The organism is Nostoc mirabile CHAB5784, from assembly GCF_020829645.1.
Classification (GTDB): domain Bacteria; phylum Cyanobacteriota; class Cyanobacteriia; order Cyanobacteriales; family Nostocaceae; genus Nostoc; species Nostoc mirabile.
Genome location: NZ_JAIVFS010000156.1, coordinates 1 through 12,075, shown reverse-complemented (window position 1 = coordinate 12,075; position 12,075 = coordinate 1). Strand labels below are relative to the sequence as shown.

Here is a 12,075-nt window from a genome sequence, read left to right as displayed (position 1 = left end):
CGCTTCAGGCATTGATGACTAGTCTCGAACCTGGGGGTGATGCTTTCACCGTTGCACCTACGGGGTAGGATTTGAGGATTCTAGGATACTGGCTCTCACCTACATGGTCATTCAGTTGTCAAGGTTCAGTACCTTGCGGCTAATCCTCCAGACCCTTATGGGTCTTAGTTTCTAGCCAACGATTCGCACTACTATTTTGATGCCTACAACTATCCGCTCCTCAAAAAGCTTGTGCTTGAACCACTCGGGCCTGGAGGTAATTTAATCTACCAGGCACGTGGGTTCGACTTAGAAACAAATGCTCCAGTGGAAGAGACACCTAATAAAGCCAATCCTGGAGACATTTTTCTTTTTGCTGCCAGTTTTCTGCTAAGACCAGAGATTGTCTCTTACTTTGACTATTGTATCTATATAGATACAGATTTTGAGGTAGCCGAGCAGCGTGGGGTAGATAGGGATGCAGCACGGCTGGGGTCTAGGGAAAACGCAGTTCGTCTATATCGTCAGCGATACCATGCCGCACAACGAATCTACTTTGCAGAATCTAATCCTGTGCAGTATGCCGATGTTTTATTAAAAAACAATAATTTGGCAGAACCGATTCTCTTCTTTAGAGCAAATCATCTTTCCTAATTTATTGACCAGATTTTTTCAAGTGTTAAAACGATAGATATTTGAACCCAGTATCTAATGACGATCGCGCTTTTTTATGAAACTCTTCTATACACCTAACTCGCCCTATGCACGCATTGCACGGATAGCAATAATAGAATTGAATCTCAGCAATCAGATCGAAACGCAAAAAGTCATTGCACGAGATCCGAACAGCGACCTACTTAATTACAACCCTACAGGTAAAGTTCCAACTCTAGCGACTGACGACGGATTTATTTTGAGTGAAACACGTATAATTTGCGTCTATCTGAATCACTTAAATCCTGAGATCAAACTAGTTGCTGACATATCTAATGGCTTTCTACAGCAACTTGAAGGTATCACTGGTGGGTTCATAGATGGCATTGCTGTCTGGGTACGGGAGTTAAGGCGTCCCCTCAGTGAGCAGTCTCCTGGGGTGATCGAGTTTGAGCGATCGCGAGCGTTAAGAATTTTGGACTACTTCGAGAAGATATCAGATAAACTCGACCAAACTCCAAAACTTGCTCATATAACCCTCGCCTCTGCACTTGGACTAGAGATCCGTTTTCCTGATTTGCAATGGCGGCAGAAATATCCAAAACTTGCTAATTGGTACGATGAATTCTCTAAACGATCCTCCATCCAAGCAACAAGACCAGAGTCTTAATAACTAACATTTTCTTGTTCCAAACAAGAGAACGAAAAAAGCATAAGCACGCCCTCGCAAATAGAAATATGAGTACAAAAAAACAACTTAAACTCGGAGCATTTTTACCCGGTAGTGGTCATCACGTCGCAGCGTGGCGACATCCCAACACCCCGGCTGATGGAGGTCTAAACTTCCAACATTACAAGCAGCTGGCACAAACAGCTGAACGGGGTAAATTTGATATGCTTTTCCTCGCAGATGGTTTAGCCGTCTGGGATCGGGGGCAAGGGACTGAGGCTTTTAGTCGTTCGGGACAATTCAGTGTCCACTTTGAACCTTTAACCTTATTGTCGGCTCTGTCTACGGTGACAGAAAATATCGGATTGGTGGCAACATCATCAACGACTTATGATGAACCTTTTCATCTCGCCCGCAAGTTTGCATCACTAGATTATCTCAGCGGTGGTCGTGCCGGCTGGAATCTCGTAACCTCCTCTGCTGAAGCCGCAGCCCAGAATTTTAGCCAAGAAAACCACCTAGAACACTCGCTGCGCTATGAACGGGCGAGGGAATTTGTGGATGTTGTCACCAAACTTTGGGACAGTTGGGAAGACGATGCTTTCCTTCACAATAAGGAGTCAGGTATTTACTTCGATGCAGAAAAGTTGCATATTCCCCACCACAAGGGTAAATATTTCTCGGTGCGCGGCCCGCTCAATGTGGCGCGTCCACCACAGGGATATCCAGTAATCGTACAAGCTGGATCTTCTGAGGCTGGCCAGGATTTAGCTGCCCAAACAGCAGAGGCGATTTTCACTGCACAACAGACATTGGCAGAAGCTCAAGCCTTCTACACCAGCGTCAAGGGGAGATTGGCTAAATACGGACGTTCCCCTGACCATCTTAAAATCATGCCAGGAGTATTCCCGGTGATTGGTAAGACTGAACAGGAAGCTAAGGATAAATATGAGCAACTTCAGGAGTTGATCCATCCTCTGGTCGGATTAGGGCTGCTTTCTGGGCTAGTGGGTGGTCATGATTTGTCCAAATATCCCCTAGATGGGCCGCTGCCGGATCTGCCAGATACCAACGCTGGCAAAAGCCGCTTGCAGCTGATCACCGATCTTGCCCGCAGAGAGAACTTAACAATCCGACAACTGTATTTGTGGATTGCAGGAGCGCGGGGACATCGAACGATTCTCGGAACACCAGAACACATTGCCGATCAGTTAGAAGATTGGTTCGTCAATGGTGGGGCTGATGGATTCAATATTATGCCACCCTGGCTACCTGGGGGTTTAGAGGAATTCGTAGACTTGGTAATTCCCGAACTGCAACGCCGAGGAATATTTCGTACTGAGTATGAAGGTATTACTTTGCGTGAAAATCTTGGTTTACCCCGTCCGGTGAACCAGTTCACCACAAAGACTGCTCCTGAACCTGTGGGTGTCGGTTCCTTGGCATAGTAGTGGCGTGGCAAGCTTAAAATAGTGCATTAAATGTAGACGTAGGTTGGGTGGAGCGGAGCGCAACCCAACATATATCAGGATGTTGGGTTACGCAAAGCCTCCACCCAACCTACAATTTTTTTGCAACATTTTAGCCTTGCCACGCCAGTAGTTTGTCAATAAATAATTGATGGATAAATTAAGAGTAGAGACGGCGATAAATCGCGTCTCTTTAACCGTCTGGCAGTGTTTTTGAAGCGACGGCTTTGATTTGCTCAAACTTCATCTGGTTTGTTATTCCAGTGGTTTTAACAATACAATCAAGTCGTCTCTAAGGAAACTTTTTATCGTGTTGGGCATCCTAACGGTTCTTCTATCCTCCTTTGTTTTGACGTTTCACAACGTTACAGTCCGAGTTTTGTTTTCAGAACATCTCGTACTAGGTTTATTTTTAGTCGGTGGATACGTTAAACCGGATTTGCAGAATTCCTTCTTGCTGATGTTCATGCGAATGCTGCTGGTGGTTCCACTCATGGCATCTCTATCATTCAAGCTATATCCATCTGCTTGGACAGAACTTCAAGACTTGTTCACCCGCAAGCGCAGGGATGTTCTAATCCAAGCTGTTGGCTGTGGGATACTGATGTTTGTGTATATTGCCTCACTCTACATTGCTATTGGCTTGATTCCCACAGGTATTGCCTTGACTCTCTTCTTCACCTATCCCGTATTTACAGCACTGTTATCATGGAGGTTTTTTGGCGATGCCTTCGGCGGGCTAAGCCTACGCCCCACATTGTTTTCGTAATTCGTAATTCGTAATTCGTAATTAAAGATAATGCCGCCATCATTAACGTTTATCCATAGCTTGCTGTTGTTTAGTACCGCTTTTATTGCAGGCGGGTTAAATGCTGTAGCGGGTGGTGGAAGCTTTATCACGTTTCCAACTCTTATCTTTACGGGTGTACCTCCGATCGCAGCTAACGCCACGAATAATACCGCGATTTGGGTGGCTTCCCTCGCCAGTGCTGGAGCATATCGTCAAGATTTAGGTATCGAGCGGCGAGATTTTTTACTTTTATGTAGTGTCAGTTTATTTGGTGGCATGATTGGCTCCATAGCTTTGTTGTATACATCGCCAGATGTCTTTAAAAAGTTGATTCCCTATCTGTTGCTGCTGGCAACAGTTGTATTTACCTTTGGCGAACCGTTCAAAAAGTGGTTGCAGCGTCAAAACCAGAATACATCACCGGAATCTGTACCATTGTTTAATTTGATACTGGCTCAACTAGCGATCGCAATCTATGGCGGTTTCTTTGGCGCAGGTATAGGGATTTTAATGCTGGCAACTCTAACGTTTTTAGGTATCAAAAGTATTCACAAAATGAATGCTTTTAAGACCTTTTTAGGGAGTTGTATCAATGGTATTGCGATCGTTCCATTTATTTTTGCAGGTGTGATTGCTTGGCATCAAGCGATTTTGATGGCAGTCGGTGGCTCTCTTGGTGGTTACTTAAGTGCCCATTATGCTCGTCAACTTGAACCGCACTTAATTCGGAAATTTGTCATGATTGTTGCCTTTACTATGACTGCCTACTTTTTTATTCACGGTTAAGAACTGGGAACTACTCAGAGGTGATGTCAATACGGTTCGGTTAAGATCCCCCCGCCTACGGCGACCCCCTTAAAAAGTGGGTAAATAGGAGGAAAAGCCCCCCTTTTTTAAGGGGGGTTGGGGGGATCTCCGAGAGCCAAATATACTAACCGAACCGTATTGGGGGTGATGCATGGAAAAATCAAATTAACTAAGCATAACAATGTACTGGAGTCGGGTAAAGTTCTAGCATTGGGTATATGTTTTATGGGAGTAAGCTTAATTCTCTTTGCCCTATCCCGTGTGTTCTGGTTTTCGCTGCTCTCATTATTTGCAGCTGGTTTCGGCTTTATTTTGCAGATAATTGCCGGACGCACTTTGCTTCAGTTGTTGGTGAGCGATGAAAATCGCGGACAAATTACAGGTCTTTACGTTATGGCATCTACAGGTGCAGTACCGATAGGCAATTTAATAGCTGGCGCACTAGCAAGTAAAATTGGTAGTAGCAATACTGTCATCTTTGGTGCAAGTATTTGTATTGCAGGCTCAATTTTCTTTATGCAGCAAATCTCCACCTTCCGTGATCTGGTTCGTCTGAATCTACGTACTGAAGCAGCTTAAAAGAAAAATAGCTCTGACTATTTAAAAGAGTGCATAATCAACCATAATACCAAAAATTGGTAACAATAATGACTACTATAAATGACCCTGCTGTTGTCGCGGAAGTAACTGATTTGTACCTCAAGTATGAAGAAGCCCTTTCTAATAACAATTTGGAGGTGATGGATAGCTTATTTTGGGATGCGCCCGAAGTAGTGCGGTTCGGCATCACAGAAAACCTTTATGGCGGTGATGAAATTCGTAACTTTCGCCAGAATCGACCAAGCCCAAAAATAGAGCGAGAAATCTTGAATCTCAAGGTTGTAACCTTTGGGAAAGATGCAGCAACAGTGACTTTAGAGTTTCGCCGGATTATTAATGGTGTAGAGCGTTTCGGGCGACAAAGCCAGACTTGGTACAGGTTTACCGAAGGATGGAAGGTAGTTTCAGCCCATGTTTCATTATTGCCAGTGTGAGTTTTAAAACTATGACTATAAAAATCCTATTTGATTATTGAAAATATTTTGACCTATAACCCTTGTAAAACAAGCTTTTGAGTCTCAGTATGCTTTCAAAATTAAAGGCAAAGTCCCAATACAGTTCGGTTAAGGTGCATAGTCTTTAAAGATCCCCCTTAGTCCCCCGATAAATTGGGGGAAATAGAGCCATTCTTAGCCCCCCTTAAAAAAGGGGGGTTGGGGGGATCAAGTCTTATCCGAACCGTATTAGGCAAAGTCCTATAGTATTCTAGTTAGACATTAGCTCCCAGAAAAGATAGTAAGTGGCGATAGTACCAGCTTTACCTGATTTCAAATCATTAAAAATAACTACTGTAACAAAGATTAAATAGAGGTTTAAATATGGTAAGTCCCTTTGATTGGATTGTATTAAAATCTAGACATATAGTAAAGGACAGATGGATTTCGGTACGATCTGATACTTGCCAAATGCCTAATGGAACAATAGTTGACCCCTATTATGTTCTTGAATATCCAACATGGGTAAATGTTGTAGCTTTAACCAAAAATCAAGAAGTTATTTTAGTAAAGCAATATCGCCACGGCTTGAAAAAAACAATTTTAGAATTGCCTAGCGGTGCTGTAGAGGCTGAAGATGTTTTACCAGTGGAAGCTGCAAAACGCGAATTATTGGAAGAGACTGGTTACACTAGCAATAATTTTATTGAAACTGGTATATTATCACCAAACCCAGCTAATCATAGCAATTTAACACATTGCTTCTTAGCAAAAGATGTGGAATGTGTAGCTGATTTGAAGTTAGACGTTACTGAAGAAATTGATGTAGTTTTGTTGCCGCTTGAAAAATTATTTGAAGCTATTGATCATGGTATATTACTGCAAACATTACATATTAGTTCATTATTCTTTGCTCTAAAAAAACTTGGTAAAGTGCAATTTTCTTAGTCATCGGGCTATAGTTGCCTTTGTCAATAACTATCAAGTTTAACGTGCTGGATTGCGTAGGTTAGGTTGTAGCAAGATCCCACTAGACCTGAGTTCGACGTAAGAAAAAGACTCTTCAACAGGCAGAAACGAAGTTTTATGGGTGCGGGTTAGATAATAGCAAGCGACAAAGTTTCATCTCTTAATAAATGTGCCTCTTGTAGTGAATCTAAATCTTGTGTCGTTAGATTTAATGAAGGTTTTTTATCTTGATATGTATAAGCTTATTATTCCAGCAATAACATTAACCATAAAATTACAAACGCTGCGGTGGCGAGTGTGTTGAACTTGGGAGATATTTTTCAATTGGTTATTAACCGTTTCTATCAGGGAACGCTTTCTCAATAAAATTTTATCAATTAAAGGCATTAAACGATTTTTCATAGTTTTTTTAAGAGTTGTAATAAGCTGAATATTTTGCTGTAAGAGAACGATATAATAGTTTTTGTGAAATATATCCGCGATCGCCAAATAATTTTTCAAAGAGATTTTTTGTCATTTCTGGTACAGGTTTACGGTCATCTACGTTAGCAGGGGTAATCATAAAAGATAAAATTTCTCGCCTCTTCATTAATTATTAAATGTAACTTAAAGCCAAAGTACCATCCTAAAGAACTCTTTCCCCAATTCGCCAAATTTTTGAAAACTCGATTACGCTTCGCTCTTTGATTTAAACATATTTCTAGGGAAGTTGAATCAATAAATTATCAAAATTATCTGCGTCCATCTGCGTCCATCTACGGATTTAGATTAAAGTGAGTTCGACTAACCTCTCTCTTTAGGAGAAGACCGAACTGCATTGGTGTCAACTTAAGCCTAGAAATAGCAAAACTTTCGGCTTGACTCACCCGCCTGGAACTAAAGTTCTTTGGCTTTTAGCTAAGAGGATGTTTGAAAAGTATTTGGCTGTGATTTTAGGCACTTATCGATCCCCCCTAACCCCCCTTAAAAAGGGGGGAACCGGAATCAAAGTCCCCCAATTTATCGGGGGATTTAGGAGGATCTAAAACGTTTTGATACCGACAAGAGGACTTTTCAAACATCCTCTAAAGTCTACTCAAGTAGACTAAAGATTTTTGGGTATATCTTTAGTCATCTTTGAGATGACTTTTGCTATTAGCAAGGAACTTCAGTTTCTTGCGGGACATCCTGAAGATTGGGGGATCAAAAGCCAGTGGGGCAACTCTAAAAGATTTGTGTACACCACCGTAGCTACTGTTGACTGGGAGCAGCAGGTTGCGATTGAGGTGATTGAGGTTGTTGGCGTAAACGGCGCAAAGAGTCCCGCAACTTGTTCTGGCTAGTGTTATCTCTTCGCCGTCGCCGATTTGTGGTTGCTTGTGGCTGTTGTGATGAACCGGTAGCTGTTCGCTCACGTTGGATGCGGCGTAAGGAGTCTCTTGCACTTCCTTGAGTGCGAGTTGTCCGAGTTTGAGATGATCTGGGGGCAGCGCTTTCCACAGGTTGACGACGCAGCCGCCGACTCAATCGAGATTCTGCTGGTCTTGTGGCTCTAGCTTCATTAGATGAGGGTGTCAACTCTCGTCGCCTGCGTCTTGGAGCTTCCTGTGTGGAATTGGAGTTGGATGCTGTTGCCTGCCTGGTTCTCTCTTCTGCTTGTCTTTGTGCTTGCCGTTCTTGAACTTGGCGCGATCGCCGTGAACCTTTTATAGCAAATTCAGTGGCTATAGCTACTCCTTGTCTACCACCTTCTGCGGGTTTTAATTTCCACTCACGCGCTTGTCTGGCGGTTTCTTCATCCAAGTCGCGGTTTCCACTGGAACGAGCAATCCGCACATTGGTAACATTACCTTGTGCATCAGTATCTACAGCTACTTCCACTCTGCCTTCAACTCCTCGCCGTCTTGCTGCCTCTGGATATTTGGCATTACATTCGCGGCAAGCTGCACGACCATTACCATTACCTGAACTGTTAATTTTTGGAGGTGTAGGCGCTGTTGCTACTGTGGGACGGTTTCCTGTTTCATTGCCAGTGCCGCTACCAATGCCGCTACCAGTGCCGCTACCAGTGCCACTACCAATGCCACTGCCTGTGCCGCTACCAATGCCGCTACCAGTGCCAGTGCCAGTTCCACTGCCAATACCACCGCCAGTGCCAGTGCCAGTACCTCCGCCAGTACCAGTACCAGTGCTTGTACCTACAGCAATACCACTACCTGAGCCTAAACCAACACCAGAACCGCCACCGCCGCCACCGCCGCCACCACCGCCACCGCCACCCGCCGAACTTGCTTTGGAATCTCTAGATAGAGCTGCTCGTGGAATGGGTGCAGATTTCACTGAAACTTCTGGCTTGGTAGCAATTGCTTCTGGCGGTGTATTTGTGGGCTGTGGGTTGGTAGCGACTGCTGTAATCTGTTCTTGCTGCTGAACTTTTTCTACTGGTGCAGTTTCTATAGGCTGTTTTTGGACAACTTCTGGTTCTTTTGTTATTTCTTCTGGAATCTGTGCGATTGGTTTTTCTGGTTCCGCAGTCGGAGAATCAACGATCGCCACCTCTATTGGTTCTTCTTCTCCCGTAGGGACTCTCGTCAAATAATTACTTATGCCTGAGGACAGTACGCCGATATGCAGCGCCAGTGAACCTATCAGACTGTAAGTCAGAAAAGACTTGAGAGCCTCAACTTCTTTGGAACGTTGCTCGACAGTAATGCCAGATAAGCTCATAGCTATTGCTACCCATTCTCACTAACTTAGCTATCTTAGAATGCAAGGTTACAAATATCAAGTAAAAAATTAAAATTACTTGCGATCGCGTTACCGAACCCTGCACTAGCAAAAATATCTTTATCAAAGCACCAATATCATGGTTTTTGGACAAAATTAATTTTTGTTGCAATCTAATTAAATTAATTTATGTAAAACAAACGAACAATTAAAAGTCATGAGCATTACATTTGAAAAATTTATCATTATATCTTATATTTTATTGAGAAAAAGTTTCAGCTTTTCTCTAGATTCTGGTAGTCTGATTTTGTATTGTGGATGACGTTATAGAGGCACTACATGGGAATTCAGAATTTGTTTGCAGCAGGCGGTTTGGTCATGTGGCCCCTGTTGGCGTTTTCGGTATTAGCAGTGGCGTTAATGATTGAGCGTATTAGATTTTGGTTAGGGATAAATAAGCGTCAAAACCGCGTGGTACGTGAGGTTTTGAATCTCTATCGACTCGATAATGTCGTCGGTGCTTTGGATAAGCTGAAACAAAATGTAGATTTACCCATAGCACGCATTTTTCTTTCTGCACTACAGTTAGAAAGACCGACTCCAGAAAAATTTCGTTTGGCATTGAAAAGTGAGGCACAAGCAGAAATTCCCGTACTCAAGCGGTTTCAGGCTGTATTTGATACTATTGTCGGTTTGGCGCCCTTGTTGGGACTTCTCGGCACAATTTTGGGATTGATTACCTCATTTGCTGGACTCAATATTGGTGATGTAGGCGGTACTAAAACTGGTGCAGTCACTGCTGGGATTAGTGAAGCTTTGATTGCGACTGCATCAGGATTAGTTGTTGCTATCTTTGTACTTATAGCAGCCAGCATCTTCCGGGCACTATACCAGCGGCAGATAGCACTAATTCAAGAGTATGGCGGACAGCTAGAAATACTGTTCCTGGATCGCTATGACCATTTTGATCACTACCAAAAGCAGGAGAAGACCTATGGATCTAGATGATATTGAACAAGATTTACCAGCACATGTCAATATTGTGCCCCTGCTGGATGTGCTGTTTGCCCTTTTGACATTTTTCATCATGTCAACTCTGTTTTTAACGCGCTCAGAAGGTTTACCAGTAAATTTACCCAAGGCTAGCACAGCGAAACAACAGCAAGTTCCCACTAGAATTACGATTACGGTAGATGAAAAAGAACAGGTAAGCCTGAACCGTAAACCAATTGCAGTTGATGATTTGACAGCGCAAGTACGTACTCTAGTTGGTTCAAACCCAGAAGTGTTGGTGATTATTAATGCTGATGAGAAAGTTGATTATGGTCGAGTAGTAGCGGTGATGGATCGGGTACGTCAAGTTGAAGGGGCAAAATTAGCGATCGCTACCCAAAGATAATAAGTATAAATACTGCTTATCTCAATACTCCCAGATGTTTTAAAGCAGGTTAACATCTGTCCATCCACTAAAATCGCCTGCTTCAAATTCACCATTTGGAACAACAGTAACAGCTAGAATTAACGGAAACTCTATATTCTGGCTTTTAACTCCAAACTCCTTCTTGTCTAATTTTTACTAAGAAAATATGGCGCTTGAGTAAATCAAAATTATGATGATTCGATTTGAAAAAATTATCATTATATTTTAAACTTTATTGAGAAAAAGTTTCAGCCTTGATCTAGATTCTGGTAGTCTTACTGTGTATTGTTGATCACGTTTAAAAAACATGGGAATTCAGAATTTATTTGCAGCAGGTGGTATCGTCATGTGGCCCCTGTTGGCGTTTTCGGTATTGGGTGTGGCACTGATCATCGAGCGGATCAGGTTTTGGGTAAGGATTAATCAGCGTCAAAACCGGGTGGTGCGAGATGTTTTGAATCTCTACCGTCTCGATAATGTTGTCGGTGCAATGGATAAACTTCAGAAAAACGCAGATTTGCCACTCGCCCGGATTTTTCTAGCGGCTTTAGAATTAGAGGAGCCAAATCCAGAGGAATTTCGTTTGGCGTTAGAAAGTGAAGCCCAAGCTGAGATACCTGTGTTAAAACGTTTCCAAAACCTTTTCGAGACAATCATTAGTCTGGCACCACTGTTGGGTCTTCTCGGCACTGTGTTAGGATTGATAACCTCCTTTGCTTCCCTAAATCTTGGTGACGTGGGAGGTAGCAAAACGGCAAGTGTTACGGCTGGGATTAGTGAGGCTTTGGTATCAACAGCATCAGGATTGATAGTTGCTATATTCATACTCATGTTTGCCAATACCTTCCGGGGACTGTACCAACGGCAAATTGCACTAATTCAAGAGTATGGGGGACAGCTAGAATTACTTTACCGCCGTCGCTATGAACGAGGAGAAAAAACGTATGCGTCTACCAGATGAGCCAGAACTTCCATTACAGATCAACATCGTGCCGATGATTGATGTGATATTTGCAATTTTGACATTTTTCATCATGTCAACTCTGTTTTTAACGCGCTCAGAAGGTTTACCAGTAAATTTACCGAAGGCAGCCACAGCAAAACAACAACAAGTTCCCTCTAAAGTTACTATCACGGTAGATGAACAAGGAGTAGTAAGCTTGAACCGCAAACAAGTTGCAGTTGATGATTTAACAGCGCAAGTGCGGACTTTAGTTGGTTCTAACCCAGAAGTGTTGGTGATTATTAATGCTGATGAAAAAGTTGGTCACGGGAAGGTGGTAGCTGTGATGGATCGGGTACGTGAGGTTCCTGGGGCAAAATTAGCGATCGCTACCCAAAAATAAACAGTAGAAATATTGTATATAAGAAGTTCAGCGAGTCAGGAAAATTCTATATTCTGACTCCTAACTCTTTTTTGTGTGATGACCAGTACCGCAAGGCGGAAGTCATACCAATTTGAAAAAAGAATGCGACAGATGGGTAGGGGCACAACATTGTTGTGCCCTTACAAATAATTGATGTGTCGCAAACATTATTTGAATTGGTATCATATGATGCAATACGCTTGGGTTAAG

The 12,075-nt window shown here is 42.8% G+C and carries 13 protein-coding genes and 1 pseudogene; 12 read left to right on the top strand and 2 right to left on the bottom strand.

Going from position 1 to position 12,075, the window contains the following annotated elements:
* Positions 1–231: 231 nt before the first annotated feature.
* The 8 genes from LC653_RS41255 (at position 232) to LC653_RS41220 (ending at position 6,351) form a co-directional block, all read left to right on the top strand.
* Positions 232–633 carry a nucleoside/nucleotide kinase family protein gene (locus tag LC653_RS41255; RefSeq protein WP_229501081.1) on the top strand — a complete coding sequence of 134 codons (402 nt, stop codon included), beginning with the start codon at positions 232–234 and terminating at the stop codon, positions 631–633.
* 76 nt (positions 634–709) lie between these two features.
* Positions 710–1,303: a glutathione S-transferase family protein gene (locus LC653_RS41250; RefSeq protein WP_229501080.1), complete on the top strand. Its 594-nt coding sequence runs from the start codon at positions 710–712 to the stop codon at positions 1,301–1,303.
* A gap of 68 nt (positions 1,304–1,371) precedes the next feature.
* Positions 1,372–2,751, top strand: a complete 1,380-nt coding sequence (locus LC653_RS41245) for an LLM class flavin-dependent oxidoreductase (protein WP_229501079.1) — start codon at positions 1,372–1,374, stop codon at positions 2,749–2,751.
* 331 nt (positions 2,752–3,082) lie between these two features.
* On the top strand, positions 3,083–3,541 hold the full coding sequence (locus LC653_RS41240; RefSeq protein ID WP_229501078.1) for a DMT family transporter: 459 nt from the start codon (positions 3,083–3,085) through the stop codon (positions 3,539–3,541).
* Between the two features lie 30 nt (positions 3,542–3,571).
* The gene (locus LC653_RS41235; protein ID WP_229501077.1) at positions 3,572–4,348 is read left to right on the top strand and encodes a sulfite exporter TauE/SafE family protein; all 777 of its coding nucleotides are present in this window, start codon (positions 3,572–3,574) and stop codon (positions 4,346–4,348) included.
* A 168-nt stretch (positions 4,349–4,516) separates the two neighbouring features.
* The gene (locus tag LC653_RS41230; protein WP_229501076.1) at positions 4,517–4,948 is read left to right on the top strand and encodes an MFS transporter; all 432 of its coding nucleotides are present in this window, start codon (positions 4,517–4,519) and stop codon (positions 4,946–4,948) included.
* Positions 4,949–5,016: 68 nt separating this feature from the next.
* Positions 5,017–5,403, top strand: coding sequence for an oxalurate catabolism protein HpxZ (gene hpxZ, locus LC653_RS41225; protein ID WP_229501075.1), 387 nt, complete (start codon positions 5,017–5,019; stop codon positions 5,401–5,403).
* Between the two features lie 384 nt (positions 5,404–5,787).
* A complete protein-coding gene (locus LC653_RS41220) occupies positions 5,788–6,351 on the top strand; it encodes an NUDIX hydrolase (RefSeq protein ID WP_504828440.1) in 564 nt (187 codons plus the stop codon).
* Positions 6,352–6,500: 149 nt separating this feature from the next.
* On the opposite strand, the pseudogene LC653_RS41215 reads toward LC653_RS41220, so the two are convergent.
* Positions 6,501–7,094 (bottom strand): annotated as a pseudogene (locus LC653_RS41215) (IS982 family transposase); the annotation flags it as partial.
* A gap of 508 nt (positions 7,095–7,602) precedes the next feature.
* Entirely contained in the window at positions 7,603–9,078 is a 1,476-nt protein-coding gene (locus tag LC653_RS41210; protein WP_229501073.1) for an energy transducer TonB, read from the bottom strand.
* Between the two features lie 339 nt (positions 9,079–9,417).
* On the opposite strand from LC653_RS41210, the gene LC653_RS41205 reads away from it, so the two are divergent.
* The 4 genes from LC653_RS41205 to LC653_RS41190 all read left to right on the top strand — a co-directional run bounded on the left by LC653_RS41205 (position 9,418) and on the right by LC653_RS41190 (position 11,844).
* Complete coding sequence (locus LC653_RS41205) at positions 9,418–10,086, top strand: MotA/TolQ/ExbB proton channel family protein (RefSeq protein WP_229501072.1); 669 nt, start codon at positions 9,418–9,420, stop codon at positions 10,084–10,086.
* Entirely contained in the window at positions 10,073–10,477 is a 405-nt protein-coding gene (locus LC653_RS41200; protein WP_229501071.1) for an ExbD/TolR family protein, read from the top strand. Before LC653_RS41205 ends, LC653_RS41200 begins: the two co-directional genes overlap by 14 nt.
* A 328-nt stretch (positions 10,478–10,805) precedes the next feature.
* A complete protein-coding gene (locus LC653_RS41195) occupies positions 10,806–11,459 on the top strand; it encodes a MotA/TolQ/ExbB proton channel family protein (RefSeq protein WP_229501070.1) in 654 nt (217 codons plus the stop codon).
* The gene (locus LC653_RS41190) at positions 11,443–11,844 is read left to right on the top strand and encodes an ExbD/TolR family protein (RefSeq protein ID WP_229501069.1); all 402 of its coding nucleotides are present in this window, start codon (positions 11,443–11,445) and stop codon (positions 11,842–11,844) included. Before LC653_RS41195 ends, LC653_RS41190 begins: the two co-directional genes overlap by 17 nt.
* The last annotated feature ends 231 nt before the right edge of the window (positions 11,845–12,075 follow it).

Bases quoted from the DNA above. Each gene is read 5' to 3' on its own strand.
- LC653_RS41250 (WP_229501080.1), top strand. From the start codon at position 710: ATGAAACTCTTCTATACACCTAACTCGCCCTATGCACGCATTGCACGG.
- LC653_RS41245 (WP_229501079.1), top strand. From the start codon at position 1,372: ATGAGTACAAAAAAACAACTTAAACTCGGAGCATTTTTACCCGGTAGT.
- LC653_RS41235 (WP_229501077.1), top strand. From the start codon at position 3,572: ATGCCGCCATCATTAACGTTTATCCATAGCTTGCTGTTGTTTAGTACC.
- LC653_RS41230 (WP_229501076.1), top strand. From the start codon at position 4,517: ATGCATGGAAAAATCAAATTAACTAAGCATAACAATGTACTGGAGTCG.
- hpxZ (WP_229501075.1), top strand. From the start codon at position 5,017: ATGACTACTATAAATGACCCTGCTGTTGTCGCGGAAGTAACTGATTTG.
- LC653_RS41220 (WP_504828440.1), top strand. From the start codon at position 5,788: ATGGTAAGTCCCTTTGATTGGATTGTATTAAAATCTAGACATATAGTA.
- LC653_RS41210 (WP_229501073.1), bottom strand. From the start codon at position 9,078: ATGAGCTTATCTGGCATTACTGTCGAGCAACGTTCCAAAGAAGTTGAG.
- LC653_RS41205 (WP_229501072.1), top strand. From the start codon at position 9,418: ATGGGAATTCAGAATTTGTTTGCAGCAGGCGGTTTGGTCATGTGGCCC.
- LC653_RS41200 (WP_229501071.1), top strand. From the start codon at position 10,073: ATGGATCTAGATGATATTGAACAAGATTTACCAGCACATGTCAATATT.
- LC653_RS41195 (WP_229501070.1), top strand. From the start codon at position 10,806: ATGGGAATTCAGAATTTATTTGCAGCAGGTGGTATCGTCATGTGGCCC.
- LC653_RS41190 (WP_229501069.1), top strand. From the start codon at position 11,443: ATGCGTCTACCAGATGAGCCAGAACTTCCATTACAGATCAACATCGTG.